The following is a 15,521-nucleotide window of genomic DNA, read 5'->3' on the forward strand; positions in this document are numbered from 1 at the left end:
TACTTCAAGATATCGTCGCCCGGCGTCATGCCGGGCCCAACCTGTACAGGATAAAGCATTGAACGTGATCGCCCCTGAAGTGGCCGTTGAGGACAGCCGGGCCCAGCTGGACCGCCTTGAAGGTATTGCCCGCCAGCTGCTGGACACGGCACGCCGGCTTGGCGCCAGCCAGGCCGAGGTGGCCTGCAGCGAAGACCGCGGGCTGGACGTCAACGTGCGCATGGGCCAGGTGGAAACCGTCGAGTCCACGCGTGACCGTGGTATCGCGGTGACGGTCTACTTCGGCAAGCGCAAGGGCAGCGCCAGTACCGCCGACCTGCACCCGGCCAGCCTGGCTGCCACGGTGGAGCAGGCCTGTGCGATTGCCCGCCACACCGAGGACGATGCGGCCGCCGGTCTGGCCGATGCCGAACTGATGGCGACCGCGTTCCCGGACTTTGATGGATGGCACCCGTGGGCGCTGCAGGCCGAGCAGGCCATCGACCTGGCGCTGGCCTGCGAAGCGGCGGGGCGGGACAGCGACAGCCGCATCAGCAACTCCGACGGCGCCTCGGCCTCCACCGCGCAGAGCGTATCGGTGTACGCGAACTCACACGGGTTTGTCGGCCGCGAACGCGGCACCCATCATTCGATTGGCTGTGCATTGATCGCCGGCCAGGGCGATGGCATGCAGCGCGATGGCTGGTACAGCAGCGCACTGGCACGCGACGACCTGCAGGATGTAGCCAGCATCGGCCGGCGCGCGGCCGAGCGCACGGTGGCGCGCCTGCAGCCGCGTTCACTGGCCACGGCCAGCATGCCGGTCCTGTTTGCCCCGGAAGTGGCGCGCAGTCTGATCGGACATCTGTTGTCAGCGGTCTCCGGTGGCGCGCTGTACCGCCAGTCCAGCTTCCTGCTCGACAGCGTCGGCCAGCAGCTGTTCCCGCAGTGGATGCAGATCGACGAGCGCCCGCATCTGCGCCGCGGCCTGCGCTCGGCTGCCTTCGATGGTGATGGCGTGGCCACGCGTGAGTCGGCGCTGATCCGTGATGGCGTGCTGCAACGGTACCTGCTCGGTGCCTATTCGGCGCGCAAGCTCGGCCTGCAGAGCACCGGCAACGCCGGCGGCGTGCACAACCTGCAGGTGGCGGCAAGCGCGCCGGGGCTGGACCTGCACGGCATCGCCCGGCAGATGGGCCAGGGCCTGCTGGTCACCGAACTGATGGGGCAGGGCGTCAACGGCGTGACCGGCGACTACTCGCGCGGGGCCGGTGGGTTCCGGGTGGAGAATGGCGAGATCCAGCATCCGGTCGATGGCATCACCATCGCCGGCAACCTGCGCGAGATGTTCAACGCCATCGAGGCCGTTGGCGCGGACGTCGACCCGCGCTCGCACGTGCAGGTGGGTTCGATCCTGATCGGAAAAATGACGGTCGCTGGCGACGATTGATGACGCTTATGGCGTAATCTAGGCGGGTTGCGATGGTCTGCGGGGAGCAGGCCAGCATCGTCCCCCAGATAACGACAAGGAGCTTCACGATGAGCGAGTTCGACAACGCCACCCCGCCGGTCACCCCGGGCAGCACCGTCCCCAGTGACCAGCGCACCATGGCGCTGGCCGCCCATCTGCTGGGTATCTTCACCTGGGCCATTGGTGCGCTGGTGATCTGGCTGATCAGCAAGGACGACCCGAACAAGTCCTTCGTTACCGACCAGGCCAAGGAAGCGTTGAACTTCCAGATCACCATCGGCATCGCCATGCTGATCTGCGTGGTGCTGTCCGTTGTCATCATCGGTGCCCTGCTGGCTCCGCTGGTGGGCCTGTTCGGCCTGGTGTTCGCCATCGTTGCGGCGGTGAAGTCCAACAACGGCGAAGCCTACCGCTACCCGTTCGCACTGCGCCTGATCAAGTAATCCGGCGCGCTCGCGCGACGCAGAAACGCCCGGCCTGGCCGGGCGTTTTCTATTGCAAGGGAAAAGAGCAACAGCGACAGCGTGACGACCAACGGTCGTCACCTGCCAGCAGCAGTTGCCCCCTTCAAGATCAGTGGTGAAGATGTTCTGCCGTCAGCGCTGGCCCGCCCGTACAGTCTCCGAGGTGGGGCGGGTTGGTCTTGCGGGGGTGTGGGAGCCCTGGATGGGCGGACACAAGCCCCCAGGGATGGGTTCACGGCGTCCCCCGCAAGACCAACCTGCCCAACCGTCGCGCAGACCCCGCGGCGCTGGCCCGCCCGGCCGTCGGCCAGAGCTAGTGATCGCGCTCGACGGCCAGCCGTCCCAGCGCCCGCAGGCTGTCTGCCTCCTCGCCGTAGCCGGCCAGCGCCTGCTCCATCACCTGCACCAGTCCGGACAGTTCCGCCTTGGCGCCGTCCAGACCCAGCAGGGCCGGGAAGGTCGACTTGTCCTGTGCCTGGTCCTTGCCAGCGGTCTTGCCAAGCTGCTCGGAGCTGGCTTCCACGTCGAGGATGTCATCGCGCACCTGGAACGCCAGGCCCAGCGCATCGGCAAACCGGTCCAACCGTTGCAGGTCGTCTTCCTGCGCATGGCCACACAAGGCGCCCATGCGCACCGCCGCGCGGATCAGCGCGCCGGTTTTCAGTGCATGCATGCGCGTGAGCTCGTCCATCGACTGCAGCTTGCCGGTGGCATCGATATCCAGTGCCTGGCCACCGCACATGCCCGCCGCGCCGGCCGCCTGCGCCAGCGCCTGCAGGCAGCCCACGCGCAGCGTCGCGGCCACCGGCGCATCAGCCAACAGGCTGAAGGCACGTGCCTGCAGCGCGTCGCCAGCGAGGATCGCAGTGGCTTCGTCAAACGCCACATGCGTGGTCGGCTTGCCACGGCGCAGCGCATCATCGTCCATCGCCGGAAGATCATCGTGCACCAGCGAGTAGGCGTGAATCAGCTCCACCGCCATCGCCGGGGCATCGAGATCGTCGGCGCTCGCACCGAACACCTCGCCTGCGGCCATCACCAGCAGCGGCCGCATGCGCTTGCCGCCGCCGAGCACTGCATAACGCATGGCCTGATGCAGTCCCTGCGGCGCCTGTGCCGACGACGGCAGCGCCGCGTCCAGCCGCGCCTCGATACGTGCGCGCCAGTCGGCGAAGCGCACCTCAGCCGTCATGGCGGGGCGGATCGAAAGGCTCGGCCGTTTCCGGTTGTGCCGGATCGGTGAGCAGCTTCACCCGCAGCTCGGCCTGCTGCAGCGCCTGCTGGCACTGCCGGTACAGACCGACGCCGCGCTCGTAGGCGCTCAGCGAGGCTTCCAGGCTCAGCTCACCGGTTTCCATCTGCTCGACCAGCTGCTCCAACGATTCGAGGGAGTGCTCGAACTGGGCAACAGGCGAGGCGTTTTCAGGGGTTTTTTTAGCCATGTGGCAAGTGTGGACGGGCAACGCGCAGGGGTCAATTCACCAGCCGCCCGGCCGCCACTGCAGGCGCGCGCCCTGCTGCTCCAGCCAGTCCTGGAGCGGCGCGGCCAGCAGCACGTCGGCAGCGGCAAGCAGGGTCTGCCCGGCAAACAACAACGGCAACTGCGCGCGCCGCCAAGGCGCCAGATGCTCGCGCTGCAGGCAGTCCTTCAGCGCGTGCGAGTGCGCGCGGCCGCGCAGGGTGATCCGCTCACCACCGCGGCGTGCGCGCACCTGCACCGGCTCGGGCAGCGCGTGCGCGCCGATCAGGGCGAGCTGCCCGCCGTCGGGCAGAACCAGCGGCGCGCGGCCGTCCCACGGCGCCTGCCAGTGCGCGGGCAGCTGCGGCAAGGCGGCGGGCAACAGGTAGAGGTGGTCCCGCCACTGGCGCACCGACTGGTCCTCCCAGCGCGCCTGCCAGCCGCGGTCGACCGGGGTGTGCTGCAGATCGTGCTGCAACTGGTCCAGCGCGCGTGCCGGCAGCGCCGCAGCCCCGTGCTGACGTACCCAGCGGCGCAGCACGCGCGCTGCGCGCGAAGGCGGCAGCTGGCGCAGCAGCGCTGCCGACAGCACGCGCGGGGCAACCTCCAGGTGCTCCAGCAGCTCGGCGTCCTCTGCATCCAGCAGTTGTCGGGTCTGCGCGCAGTGCGCGGCGCTGCCGGCCAGCGCCGCGGCTGCGTGCGGCCAACGCTGGCGCAGCAGCGGCAGCACCTGCAGGCGCAGGAAGTTGCGGTCCGCCTCATCGCACGCATTGCTGGGGTCTTCGATCCACTGCAGCTGGTGCTGCACCGCGTAGGCGAGGATCTGCGCGCGGTCCAGCGGCAGCAGGGGCCGCCACAGTGGGCTGGCGCCCAGCAGGGTGTGTTCCTGCATCGCTGCCAGTCCATCGATGCCCGAGCCACGCAAGGCGTGCAGCAGGAAGGTCTCGGCCTGGTCATCGCGGTGCTGGGCCAGCACCAGCTGTTCGCCCGCGCGCAGCTCGGCGGCGAATGCCGCGCGCCGTGCCTGTCGTGCCGCGCCTTCGAGGCCGAGCCCTGCCTGGCGGTCCACCGTCACCCGGTGCACCGCCAGCGTGATGCCACGCTGATGGCACTGCTGCTGGCAGTGCAGGGCCCAGTCGTCTGCCGCCGGCTGCAGGCCATGATGCACATGCACCGCGCGCAGGCGCGTGCCGCTGGCCTGGGCCGCCTGCCACAGCCAGTGCAGCAGGACCGTCGAGTCCAGTCCGCCGCTGTAACCCACCAGCAGCGGCGCATCGGGCAGGACCGGATGAGGGAGTGAGGACACAGTGCGGTTACCACGCGACGAAAAGTGCCCCAGTATCGCTGCAAACAGCCGATACGACAGTGGCCGCGCAGGGCGGCCACTGTCGGTCAACCGGGCGCAGGTGTTACTTCGCGCTGCGCTCGAACGCCTTCGGTGCGGGCAGCTCCACCGGCACGCCCTGCGCGTCGCAGCCGCCGGCCTGGCACAGGCGCTCGCGCAGGCGCGGGGTGGCCTGCACGATCATGTGGTAGATGGTGTTCTGTTCCAGCGTGCCGCGGATGGCGCTGCTGCCCGGGCCACGTGCCCAGATGCCGACATCTTCGCCACCGTGCGATTCGCTCTTGGCCGGCACCAGTGCTTCCTGCATGTAGTCCGGATGCTCGGTGTCCACCTCGCTCAGCTGGGGGCGACCGTGGCGCGGCTCGAAGCTGCTCGGGTTGTGCGGGTAACGCTTGGGACCTTCGGCCTGCTGGTTGCTGGCGCCGGTGTAGCCGGGGCCGTTGGCATAGCTCAGCGTGGTGTAAGGCTGGCCCAGACCGTCCAGCGCCAGGTCCAGCTTGCCGGTCCCGTCTTCGCCGCCCTTGTCCTTGACCTTGCCCAGGATGGGGTTGCCGCGGGCCGGATAGCCGACAAAGTTCAGCGTATGCGAGTGGTCGGCGGTGACGATGATCAGCGTGTCCTCGGCCGAGGTCGCCTCAGCCGCTGCGCGCACGGCATCGGACAGTGCCACCGTATCGCTCAATGCACGGTAGGCGTTGCCGCTGTGGTTGGCGTGATCGATGCGCGCGCCTTCCACCATCAGCACGTAGCCGTTGCCATCGCGGGACAGGTTGGCGATGGCCGCACGGGTCAGCTCGGCCAGGCTGGGCTCACCGCCACGGTCCTGGCTGCGATCGTGCTCGTACTGCATGTGGTCCGGCTCGAACAGACCCAGGATCTGCGGTGCGTTGGCCGCCTGACGCAGCTGTTCGGCGTTCCACACGTAGGCACCCTGCGGATGTGCCTGCTTCCACTCGGTGACCAGGTTGCGCCCGTCCAGGCGCTGGCCGACCTTGTCGTCATACTCGGGATCGCGCTCGTCGACCGGGGTGAACTCGCCCCGGCCGCCGCCCAGCGCCACCTGAGGGCCGCGCCCGAAGCGGGCGGTGCTCAGCAGCTGCTGGGCGATGTCCTTGCAGCCGGCCGCCTTCGCTTCCTCGGGCACATCGGTGTCGTTTTCCCAGTTGCGCTCCGGCGAATGCGCGTACGTAGCCGCCGGCGTGGCATGGGTCAGGCGCGCGGTGGACACGATGCCGGTGGCCATGCCGGCACTGTCAGCCAGCTGCAGCCAGGTCAGCAGCCCCTTGTCCAGGCTGTCGGCGCAGTCGTGGCGACTGCCGGCGCTGACACCGATGGCGCCCATGTGAGTCTTCACGCCGGTCGTGATGGCGGTCATGGTCCCGGCCGAGTCCGGCGTCTGCGAGTCGACGTTGTAGGTCTTGCTGAACGCAGTGGCCGGGAAGCGTTCCCAGGACAGCAGGTTCTCTTCACCCGGGTTGCCATTGCGCTGGCCCTCGAAGATGCGGGCAGCGGCCACGGTGGTCAGGCTCATGCCATCGCCGAGGAACAGGATGACGTTCCTGGCCTTGCCGGACATCGCCCCGTGCGCGGCCGCGGTGGCCGCGCCGCTGCGGTACCACCACTGGGGCGTCTCACCCTCCGGGTGAGTCACCGGGTCGACGTTGACATTAAGCCCGACCGGAGCGGGGGCAGGGGAGGTACTGGCGCAGGCGCCCAGCAGCAGGGTTGCTGCGCAGGCGGACAACAGGGACACGGAACGGCTCATGGACGCGGGCAGCTCACAAAGCAAAACGGGCATTCATTATGCCTGCCCCTGCAATGCACGCCGATGACACGCTGATTTTCCCTGCACATCTCGTCGGCGGCTGCCGCATCGGATATCGTGCGGTCCTCCCCCTGTATCACATGTTGGATCCCCTATGAAGCTGGTCTCTGCCTGGCTGCGCATCCCGTTCTGGCAACGCGTGGTCGGTGGCTTCGTACTTGGTGCCCTGGCCGGCTGGCTGCTGGGCCCTGCCGCGGAAACGTGGTTCGGGCCGCTCGGCGACCTCTACGTCACCCTGATCAAGATGATCGCGGTGCCGCTGGTGTTCTTCGCGGTCATCAATGCCATCTCCTCGCTGCACGGACAGAAGTCGGTGGCCGCCCTCAGTGGCCGCACCTTCCTGTGGTTCGTGGTCACTGCGGCGCTGGCGGTCTGCGTCGGTCTGGGCGTCGGCACGGTGATGCAGCCCGGCAGCGGCGGCCTGCAGCTGAGCATGGCCCACGATTACGTGCCGCGCGAAGTGCCCAGCGTGGTCCAGGTGCTGCTCGATGTCGTGCCGTCGAATGTGTTCTATGCGCTGTCGGGCATCGGCACCCGGGTCAACGAGGCGGGCGAGACCGTGCTGGCGGCGGGCCGTGGTTCGATCCTGCCGGTGATCTTCTTTGCCGGACTGGTCGGCTTTGCCATCGTCAAGCTCGGTGAGAAGGTCACCCAGGCACGGCAGCTGGTGGGCCAGATGAGCGAGATCATGATCCAGGTGACCCGCTTCGTGCTGGAAGTCACCCCGATCGGTACCTTCGGCCTGATTGCCGGACTGGTCGGCAGTTACGGGTTCGAGAAGCTGCTGCCGCTGGGCAATTTCGTACTTGCCCTGTACGTGGCCTGCGCGCTGCACATCGTGGTGGTCTACAGCGCGTTGCTGCTCTCCCACGGCCTCAACCCACTCAAATTCTTCCGCGGTGCCGCCCCGGGCATGCAGGTGGCCTTCGTCAGCTCCTCAAGCTTTGCCGCGATGCCGGTGGCGCTGCGTTCGATCACCCACAACCTGGGCGTCAACAAGGATTACGGCTCGTTCGCCGTGCCGCTCGGCGCGAGCATCAAGATGGACGGCTGCGGCGCCATCTACCCGGCGTTGTGCGCGGTGTTCATTTCGCAGTACAGCGGCGTACCGATGAGCCCCGAGCAGTACGTGGTGGTGCTGATCGCCTCGGTGCTGGGCAGCTTCGGCACCGCTGGCGTGCCGGGCACAGCCGTGATCATGGCCACCGTGGTGCTGAGTGCGGCCAACCTGCCGCTGGAGACCATCGGGTACCTGTACGCGATCGACCGCGTGCTGGACATGATGCGCACGATGACCAACGTCACCGGCCAGATGCTGGTGCCGGTGCTGGTGGCCAAGGAAACCGGCCTGCTGGACCAGCAGGTGTATGACAGCGCGACCGGCAATGTCGGCGTGGACGACCCCGACCCGCAGAGGTAGTGCCGGGCTCTGCCCGGCAATCGGTCATCAGAAGCGTGACGACCAACGGTCGTCACCTACCAGGGCGCCGCCAAAAAAAACCGCTGCAGGGCAGCGGTTTTCTCGTGATCCTGATCGACGCACTTACAGGTCGACGCGGCGGGCCTGCATGAACTTGTTGCCCCAATATCCGGTCAGCAGGGTGTCCACACGGACGTCCTTGCCAGTGCTCGGCGCATGCAGGAAGCGGCCCTCGCCGACATAGATGCCAACGTGATCGACGCGGCCCTTGCGACCGAAGAACACCAGATCACCCGCAGCGAGCGAGTTGCGATCCTGGATCAGCTCGTTGCTGCGGTCGCTGGCCATTTCGCGCGACACGCGCGGCAGTTCAATGCCCAAGGCGGTGCGGAACACATAGCCGACCAGACCACTGCAATCGAACCCGCTGTCCGGCGTGCTGCCGCCCCAGCGATAGGGGGTGCCGAGCAGGGTCATCGCGCGTCGCAGCAGCGACTGGACCTTGCCGTTGTCGGCCTCGGTCAGGGTGACCGTGCCTTGGGTGCTGGCATCGTAATTGGCGAGCAGGCGGCTCAGATCACCGGCCACCATGGCCGAACGGTCCATCAGCGGAATGGTGTCGCTGGCGGCCAGGTGCGGAAGCAGGGCGGCCAAGGTGGCGCTGGCGGCGGCATCGGCGCGGCTGCGCGGTGCGGCGGCGGCAGGCGCTGCAACGGTGGCGGCAGTGCTGGCGACAACGTCACCGGACGCGGTGGCCGGTGCGTTCTGGGCCCAGACCGAGGTGCTGGCAAAGCTTAGTGCAAGAGAGAGCAGAAGCGGTCGCGAAGTACGCTTGCGTCGCTGGGGTGAGGCAGTCTGGCCTTCATGCATCGATTCGTCGGTCGTCACGCGGCGGTCACAGGTCAAAAAGCGATGGGCCATGATGCACGCCAAAAGCGCACGGTTGGTACAAATTCCGTTAAATATTCGTTTATCGCAGCGTGATGCGCGTCACGGTTTTTGATATTTCGCCAATTCAGCTTAGTGGAGGACGCGTTTGGCCCCGGTGTAGTGGTCTTTCCAGTAGGGGCCACCGAGTGAGTCGAGCCTGACGGTACCGCCGGTACTGGGGGCATGAACGAAGCGGCCTTCACCCACGTAGATGCCAACATGGGTGACATTGCCGCGGCTGCCGAAAAACACCAGGTCGCCGGTGGCCAGCCGCTGCGGGTCGATCCTCGGGCCCTGCACCGCAGCAAGCTCGCGCGAGGTCCGTGGCAGGCGCAGGTCGAGCATCTCCTGATACACATAGGTCACCAGGCCGCTGCAGTCGAAGCCCGAGTCCGGCGTATTGCCACCGAATCGATAGGGTGTGCCAACCAGGCTGATGGCCCGCATCAGCACGGAGTTGGCGGCCTGCGGATTGGCCGGACTGACCGCAGGCCAGTGCGTAGCTGCTGCTGCGGGGGGCGCCACCGGCGGCGCTGCCCGGGTGGTCCTGCCACCACCACAGGCGCTGACCACGCAGACCATCAGGACGGCCAGCACAGGGCTGGCCGCACGGGGAAGCATCAGGGAAACTGGCGTGAGGGGCATGATCTCCGGATAATGCGCCACCTTGGGAAGGCCGACATCATGGCTGTGTCCCCGCCGGGCGACAACCCGCCCCAACCCCCTGCACGCGTGCAGACCCAGACAGAGTTGCGCATGAAGATCGAAAAAGACCGCGTTGTCCGTTTCCACTACACCGTCGCCGAAGCCGGCCAGGAGCCGATCGAATCCTCCAAGGACCGTGGCGAGCCGCTGGCCATCCTGATCGGCCACGGCAACATCATCCCCGGCCTTGAGAACGCGATGATGGACAAGGAAGCCGGCGCCACCTTCAGCGTGGACGTGGCTTCGGCCGATGCTTACGGCGAGCGCCGCGACGGCCTGAGCCAGCGCGTGCCGAAGAAGCACTTCGGCAACACCAAGCTGGCACCGGGCCAGCAGGTCGTGCTGCAGACCAATTTCGGCCCGCGTGCGGTGACCGTGCAGAAGGTCGGCATGAGCGTGGTCGACGTCGACCTGAACCACCCGATGGCCGGCAAGGACCTGCACTTCGACGTGGAAATCATCGAAGTGCGCGAAGCCAAGCAGGAAGAGATCGACCACGGTCACGTGCACGGTGACGGCGGTCACCAGCACTGAGTGAATGCAGAAACGGCCCGCTTCGGCGGGCCGTTTTTTTGCCCGCCGTCTCGCCTTTGCTTTTGAACGTCTGTTTTCCTGAAACGCATCCGGCCGTCCATGAAACCGTCGGCGGCCGGGCGGGCAAGGCGTGCGGGGGACGCCGTGAACCCATCCATGGGGGCTTGTGTCCGCCCATCCCGGGCTCCCACACCCCCGCACGCCTTGCCCGCCCGGCAGCCGACGAGTCGTTCGTCCGCCAAAAGCCCGCCGCAAGGACCATGGCCGCTGGCAGCCATCGTCCGCTGGTGGATAATGACCGCCCCTGTCGCTGGAAACCCCGTGACCTTCGCTTCCACCTCCCTGCTGCCGCTGGCAGCCAGCGACCGCATCACCGTGATGGACGTGCTGCGCGGCGCGGCCCTGCTGGGCATCCTGCTGATGAACATCGAGGCCTACACCGGCCCGCTGGACCTGTCCTTCACCGGCATCGACCCGCGCTGGCAGGGTCTGGATTACGCCGCTGACGCGCTGGTGTATGTGTTGGTGCAGGGCAAGTTCTTCCTGCTTTTCTCGCTGCTGTTCGGCGCCGGCTTTGCGGTGATGAGCGAACGCGCCGAGCGCGCCGGGCGCGCCTTCGTGCCCCTGTACCTGCGCCGCAGCCTGGGCCTGCTGGTGATCGGGCTGGCGCACGCGTTGCTGGTGTGGTCCGGCGACATCCTGCTGCCCTATGCGCTGCTCTCGTTTCTGCTGCTGGCCTTCCGCCGGTTTCCGCTCAGCGCGCTGCCGGTGGCGGCGGTACTGGTGTACGGCGTGGCGATCGGCCTGAGCGTGCTGTTTTCGCTGCTGGTGATGCTTGCAGCAGGGCATCCCGGTGTGTTGGACAGCACCGCGAGCATGGCTGCTGCGCAGCAGGCCATCGAAGCACAACGGCAGGCGTTCGGGCACGGCAGCTGGTTGCAGGCATGCGCGCAGCGCTGGGCCGACCTGCAGCGGCTGCCCGGCGGCATGCTGATCACCGGCCCGGAAATTTTCGGCATGTTCCTGCTCGGCAGCTGGTTTGCGCGCAGCGGTGCACTGGCCCAGCCGGAGCGCTTTGCCGGACTGTACCGCGCCCTGCGTTGGGGGGCGCTGCCTGCAGGAGTGGTGATGATGGCCGGTAGTGCGCTGTGGGTCCCGTACATGGCCCCGGGCCAGTTCCTGCCGGCCACCGGAGTGGCCTATGCACTGGGAGCGCTGGCCAGCCTGCTGATGTGCCTGGGGTATCTGGCCTGGATCGTGCGCGCGCGCAGCGCATTGGCGTGGCTCGCTGCGCCCGGGCGCATGGCGCTGAGCAACTATCTGCTGCAGTCGCTGGTATGCACGGGCCTGTTCTACGGCTATGGCCTTGGTTTCTTCGAGCAGATGCCGCGGCTGTGGCAGCTGCCCTTTGCGGTGCTGCTGTTTGCAGGCCAGGTGGTGCTGAGTCATCTGTGGCTGGCCCGCTTCCGCTTCGGCCCGGTCGAGTGGCTCTGGCGGGGACTTACCTACCTGGCGCTGCCGCCACTGCGCCGCTGATCAGGGGCGGCAGCGTCGGCCACCGCGTGCTCACCTGCCGCAGCGCAGCCAGCATGGCATGCTGTGCACTGATGAACGTACGGGTGCACCATGGCAACGGGCAACAATCATGATTACGACCTGATCGTGCTGGGCGGTGGCTCCGGCGGACTGGCCGCGGCCCTGCGCGCAACGCAGTACGGGCGCCGCGTGGCCATGCTCGAGCCGGGCGAACTGGGCGGGACCTGCGTCAATGTCGGTTGTGTGCCGAAGAAGGCGATGTGGCTGGCCTCTGATCTGGCTACACGCGTTGAACTGGCCCATGCAATGGGCTTCGAGGTGGCGGCGCGGGCGAAGGTGTCCTGGCAGGAACTGGTGGTACGCCGCCAGGCCTACGTGGAGAACATCCACCGCATCTACCGCACGCGCCTGGACGAACACGGCGTGGTGCGTGTGCCGCGACGCGGCCGCCTGCTGGACGCGCATACCGTCGAGTGCAGCGACGGCGTGCGGATCAGCGGCGAACACATCCTGCTCGCCACCGGCGCCCACCCGCAGCGGCCGGACATTCCCGGTGCCGAGCTGGGTCTGGTCTCCGATGATTTCTTCGCTCTGCGCCACGCGCCGGAAGAGGTCGCCATCGTTGGCGGCGGCTACATCGCGGTCGAGCTGGCGGGTCTGCTGCAGTCGCTGGGCAGCCGGGTAAGCCTGCTGGTACGCGGTCAGCGTCTGCTGGACCGGTTCGACGGTGAGCTGGCCGATCAGCTCGCGCAGAACCTGATCCAGCAGGGTGTACGTATCCACTTTGGTTACCGCCTGCGCGAGCTGAAGCGTGATGGCGACGGCCAGCGCGTGCGCGCCTATGGCCATGACGGCCCGACCGACAGCGTGTTCGATGCGCTGTTCTTCGCCACCGGCCGTCGCGGCAACTCCGCCGACCTTGGCCTGGAAGCATTGGGCGTGGAGGTCGGCGAGCGCGGCGAGGTCGTGGTGGATGCATGGCAGACCACGTCCGTCCCCAACGTGTACGCGGTGGGCGACGTCGCCGGCAAGGTCGGCCTGACCCCGGTGGCGATCGCAGCGGCGCGTCGCCTGATGGACCGGCTGTTTGGTGGGCAGCCCGCGGCGAAGATGGAGTACGACACGGTCCCCAGCGTGGTGTTCTCGCATCCGCCACTGGGCTATGTCGGCCTGAGCGAAGAACAGGCGCGGCAATGCCACGAGCAGGTAAGCGTCTATCGCAGCAGCTTCCGCCCGATGCTGCAGGTACTGGCCGGCAGCAACCAGCGCAGCCTGTTCAAGCTGGTGTGTGCCGGCCCGGACGAGCGCGTGGTCGGTGTGCATCTGCTGGGCGAGGCCGCCGACGAGATTCTGCAGGGGTTTGCCGTCGCGGTGAAAATGGGCGCCACCAAGGCGCAGTTTGATGCGACCGTGGCCATCCATCCGACCTCGGCCGAGGAAGTGGTGCTGATGCGCTAGGTGCGGCGCCGCACGCGCGTGCGACAATGGCAGCCTGCCCCCTGTTGAAGGCCGCCCTGCGCGGCCTGCCTGTCGTCGCCCATGTCCACGTCTGCATCCCCGCGCCCGGCCACCGCCTCCTCACGGCTTGCACTGGGCGGTGTCGGCCTGGCGGCGGTCGGTGCGGTGGCCGCCTCGGGCAAAGCCATCATCGTCAAGCTCGGGCTGCGCCACGGCGTGGATGCCACCACGTTGCTGGCCCTGCGCATGGCCATGGCGATGCCGCTGTTCCTGCTGCTGGCATGGTGGTCCTCGCGCCGCGCCACCCGCTTGTCCTGGCATGACCGCGCGCGCGTGGCATGGCTGGGCTTCACCGGCTACTACCTGTCCAGCTGGCTGGATTTCCAGGGCCTGCAGTACATCAGCGTGACCCTGGAACGGCTGATTCTCTATCTCAACCCGACCCTGGTGCTGCTGATCAACGTGCTGCTGGCGCGCCAGCGGCCCGGGCGCTGGCAGGTGGCGGCGCTGGGCCTGAGCTACCTTGGCGTGCTGCTGGCCTTCGGCCACGATCTGCAGCGCGAGGGCGGGCGGATCGTGCTGGGCAGTGCGCTGGTGCTCGGCAGTGCGCTCAGTTATGCGCTGTATCTGTATGGCAGCGGGCGAGTGGTCGCGCGGGTGGGAGCGGTGCGCCTGACCGCGCAGGCCAGCTGCGTGGCGTGTGTGCTGGTCCTGCTGCATTTTTCCCTGACCCATCCGTTGCCGCTGCTGTGGCAGGCGCCGGCCCCGGTGCACTGGCTGTCGCTGGTCAATGCGCTGGTGTGCACGGTGCTGCCGGTGCTGGCCATCATGCTGGCAGTCAAGCGCATCGGCTCGTCGCTGGCCGCCCAGGTCGGTATGCTCGGGCCGGTCTCCACCATCGTGATGAGTCTATGGCTGCTGGACGAACCCATGGGACCGGCGCAGGTCGCCGGCACCGTTCTGGTACTGATCGGCGTGCTGCTGGTGACCCGGCTGCGGCGCTGAACAGCGAACAGGCGCGCCAGGCCATCCTGGGGGTGATCCGGGCCATTCCGGCCGGGCAGGTCATGGGCTATGGCGAGGTGGCCCTGCATGCCGGGCTGCCCGGACGCGCCCGCATGACGGCGCAGGTGCTGGGGCGCAACGACGACCCGGACCTGCCTTGGCATCGGGTGCTGCGCGCCGACGGGCGGATTGCCATGCCGGAAGGATCGGCGGGATGGCATGCGCAGTGCCAGCGGCTGCGCAGCGAAGGGGTGGTGGTCGAGAACGGACGGGTACGCCGCGTGCGGGCCGACCCCATGCAGGCATTGGATGCGGCCGTGTGGGGTCCGACATTGCCAGGCGGCGGTCGCAGGCCGGGTTGAACGCACGCGCGCACCGACCCGGTGCTGACGGGCGGACGCTATATGATGGTGGCTGATCCAAAGGATGCGCCCATGTTCCCCCGACTGCCCCCCGTCACCAAAGCGCTGTTGATCATCAACGCCGTGCTGTTCCTGCTGCAGCAGCCGTTCCTGCTCGGCGACCGTTTCTTCGCACCGTTCATGCTGCAGCCGCTGCAGGATGATTTTGGCATGGTCTCCGTCGGCGGCGGGTTCCAGATCTGGCAGCTGCTCACCTACGGCTTCCTGCACGGCAGCTTCGGCCATCTGTTCTTCAACATGCTGGCGGTCTTCATGTTCGGCGCCGCGCTGGAGCAGACCTGGGGTGAGAAGCGTTTTCTCACCTACTACCTGGTCTGCGTGGTCGGCGCCGGCCTGTGCCAGCTGCTGGTCGGTTCGCTGCTGCAGAACCCGGCCACGGTGCTGGGCGCGTCCGGCGGTGTGTTCGGCCTGCTGCTGGCCTACGGCATGCTGTTTCCCAACCAGCGCGTGATGCTGCTGTTCCCGCCCATCCCGATGAAGGCGCGTACCTTCGTGATCCTGTTCGGCGTTGGTGAGCTGGTGCTGGGTGCCACGGGCTGGCAGCCGGGCGTTGCCCACTTCGCCCACCTTGGCGGCATGCTGTTCGGATGGCTGCTGATCCGGTACTGGCGTGGGCAGCCGCCGTTCGGACGCGGCGGCCCACGCGGCCCGCGCAAGCGTCCCAACCACCTGCGCGGGGTCTAGCGGTATCAGTCAAGGCGGCAGCAATGTGTCAGGGAATATTCATTCGTGTCGCACGTGGCGGTGCTCGATGCGCCTGACTGACGGGCGTGTCGCCACGTGCACGAATTACCGCGACGGCGGCGTGCCGGGCCCGTCAGCGTCGGCACGCTTCTGCCCTGGGTTACATGACGTGTTTGGGATGCGTTCAATAAAGGTATTTTGATCAAAGGGTTACCTGTGAGTGTCGGTTTTGTCGCTCGCCGGGAGGGGTGCTTAACCTCCCGGTCGTGACGCACGGTGCTGCC

The 15,521-nt window shown here is 67.6% G+C and carries 15 protein-coding genes; 9 read left to right on the forward strand and 6 right to left on the reverse strand.

Annotated features, from left to right (window positions below):
* Positions 1-58: 58 nt before the first annotated feature.
* Complete coding sequence (gene pmbA / locus RZA67_RS05295; protein ID WP_317211584.1) at positions 59-1,429, forward strand: metalloprotease PmbA; 1,371 nt, start codon at positions 59-61, stop codon at positions 1,427-1,429.
* A gap of 89 nt (positions 1,430-1,518) precedes the next feature.
* On the forward strand, positions 1,519-1,893 hold the full coding sequence (locus RZA67_RS05300) for a DUF4870 domain-containing protein (protein ID WP_317211585.1): 375 nt from the start codon (positions 1,519-1,521) through the stop codon (positions 1,891-1,893).
* 334 nt (positions 1,894-2,227) lie between these two features.
* On the opposite strand, the gene RZA67_RS05305 is transcribed toward RZA67_RS05300, so the two are convergent.
* From RZA67_RS05305 to RZA67_RS05320, 4 genes are all read right to left on the reverse strand, one after another.
* Positions 2,228-3,106: a farnesyl diphosphate synthase gene (locus RZA67_RS05305; protein WP_317211586.1), complete on the reverse strand. Its 879-nt coding sequence runs from the start codon at positions 3,104-3,106 to the stop codon at positions 2,228-2,230.
* A complete protein-coding gene (locus RZA67_RS05310; RefSeq protein ID WP_317211587.1) occupies positions 3,096-3,356 on the reverse strand; it encodes an exodeoxyribonuclease VII small subunit in 261 nt (86 codons plus the stop codon). Before RZA67_RS05310 ends, RZA67_RS05305 begins: the two co-directional genes overlap by 11 nt.
* A 36-nt stretch (positions 3,357-3,392) precedes the next feature.
* Positions 3,393-4,679: a tRNA lysidine(34) synthetase TilS gene (gene tilS, locus RZA67_RS05315; protein WP_317211588.1), complete on the reverse strand. Its 1,287-nt coding sequence runs from the start codon at positions 4,677-4,679 to the stop codon at positions 3,393-3,395.
* 103 nt (positions 4,680-4,782) lie between these two features.
* Entirely contained in the window at positions 4,783-6,483 is a 1,701-nt protein-coding gene (locus RZA67_RS05320; protein WP_317211589.1) for an alkaline phosphatase, read from the reverse strand.
* A 154-nt stretch (positions 6,484-6,637) separates the two neighbouring features.
* Here RZA67_RS05320 and RZA67_RS05325 point away from each other — a divergent pair, with 154 nt between their 5' ends.
* On the forward strand, positions 6,638-7,963 hold the full coding sequence (locus tag RZA67_RS05325; RefSeq protein ID WP_317211590.1) for a dicarboxylate/amino acid:cation symporter: 1,326 nt from the start codon (positions 6,638-6,640) through the stop codon (positions 7,961-7,963).
* Between the two features lie 123 nt (positions 7,964-8,086).
* Here the strand turns inward: RZA67_RS05325 and RZA67_RS05330 are convergent, their stop codons facing one another.
* A complete protein-coding gene (locus RZA67_RS05330; protein ID WP_317213824.1) occupies positions 8,087-8,851 on the reverse strand; it encodes a C40 family peptidase in 765 nt (254 codons plus the stop codon).
* Positions 8,852-8,983: 132 nt separating this feature from the next.
* Entirely contained in the window at positions 8,984-9,538 is a 555-nt protein-coding gene (locus RZA67_RS05335) for a C40 family peptidase (RefSeq protein WP_317211591.1), read from the reverse strand.
* Between the two features lie 111 nt (positions 9,539-9,649).
* On the opposite strand from RZA67_RS05335, the gene RZA67_RS05340 reads away from it, so the two are divergent.
* From RZA67_RS05340 to RZA67_RS05365, 6 genes are all read left to right on the forward strand, one after another.
* Positions 9,650-10,132: a peptidylprolyl isomerase gene (locus RZA67_RS05340; RefSeq protein WP_317211592.1), complete on the forward strand. Its 483-nt coding sequence runs from the start codon at positions 9,650-9,652 to the stop codon at positions 10,130-10,132.
* 294 nt (positions 10,133-10,426) lie between these two features.
* Positions 10,427-11,668: a DUF418 domain-containing protein gene (locus RZA67_RS05345; protein ID WP_317211593.1), complete on the forward strand. Its 1,242-nt coding sequence runs from the start codon at positions 10,427-10,429 to the stop codon at positions 11,666-11,668.
* Positions 11,669-11,758: 90 nt separating this feature from the next.
* Entirely contained in the window at positions 11,759-13,126 is a 1,368-nt protein-coding gene (gorA, locus tag RZA67_RS05350) for a glutathione-disulfide reductase (RefSeq protein WP_317211594.1), read from the forward strand.
* A gap of 81 nt (positions 13,127-13,207) precedes the next feature.
* Positions 13,208-14,131: a DMT family transporter gene (locus RZA67_RS05355; RefSeq protein WP_317211595.1), complete on the forward strand. Its 924-nt coding sequence runs from the start codon at positions 13,208-13,210 to the stop codon at positions 14,129-14,131.
* Positions 14,128-14,493 carry an MGMT family protein gene (locus RZA67_RS05360; RefSeq protein WP_317213826.1) on the forward strand — a complete coding sequence of 122 codons (366 nt, stop codon included), beginning with the start codon at positions 14,128-14,130 and terminating at the stop codon, positions 14,491-14,493. Before RZA67_RS05355 ends, RZA67_RS05360 begins: the two co-directional genes overlap by 4 nt.
* 72 nt (positions 14,494-14,565) lie before the next feature.
* Entirely contained in the window at positions 14,566-15,237 is a 672-nt protein-coding gene (locus RZA67_RS05365) for a rhomboid family intramembrane serine protease (RefSeq protein WP_317211596.1), read from the forward strand.
* Positions 15,238-15,521: the final 284 nt, after the last annotated feature.

The organism is Stenotrophomonas sp. C3(2023) (assembly GCF_032911385.1).
In the GTDB taxonomy this organism is placed as follows: domain Bacteria; phylum Pseudomonadota; class Gammaproteobacteria; order Xanthomonadales; family Xanthomonadaceae; genus Stenotrophomonas.

Bases quoted from the DNA above. Each gene is read 5' to 3' on its own strand.
- RZA67_RS05300 (WP_317211585.1), top strand. From the start codon at position 1,519: ATGAGCGAGTTCGACAACGCCACCCCGCCGGTCACCCCGGGCAGCACC.
- RZA67_RS05305 (WP_317211586.1), bottom strand. From the start codon at position 3,106: ATGACGGCTGAGGTGCGCTTCGCCGACTGGCGCGCACGTATCGAGGCG.
- RZA67_RS05310 (WP_317211587.1), bottom strand. From the start codon at position 3,356: ATGGCTAAAAAAACCCCTGAAAACGCCTCGCCTGTTGCCCAGTTCGAG.
- RZA67_RS05320 (WP_317211589.1), bottom strand. From the start codon at position 6,483: ATGAGCCGTTCCGTGTCCCTGTTGTCCGCCTGCGCAGCAACCCTGCTG.
- RZA67_RS05325 (WP_317211590.1), top strand. From the start codon at position 6,638: ATGAAGCTGGTCTCTGCCTGGCTGCGCATCCCGTTCTGGCAACGCGTG.
- RZA67_RS05335 (WP_317211591.1), bottom strand. From the start codon at position 9,538: ATGCCCCTCACGCCAGTTTCCCTGATGCTTCCCCGTGCGGCCAGCCCT.
- RZA67_RS05340 (WP_317211592.1), top strand. From the start codon at position 9,650: ATGAAGATCGAAAAAGACCGCGTTGTCCGTTTCCACTACACCGTCGCC.
- RZA67_RS05345 (WP_317211593.1), top strand. From the start codon at position 10,427: ATGACCGCCCCTGTCGCTGGAAACCCCGTGACCTTCGCTTCCACCTCC.
- gorA (WP_317211594.1), top strand. From the start codon at position 11,759: ATGGCAACGGGCAACAATCATGATTACGACCTGATCGTGCTGGGCGGT.
- RZA67_RS05355 (WP_317211595.1), top strand. From the start codon at position 13,208: ATGTCCACGTCTGCATCCCCGCGCCCGGCCACCGCCTCCTCACGGCTT.
- RZA67_RS05365 (WP_317211596.1), top strand. From the start codon at position 14,566: ATGTTCCCCCGACTGCCCCCCGTCACCAAAGCGCTGTTGATCATCAAC.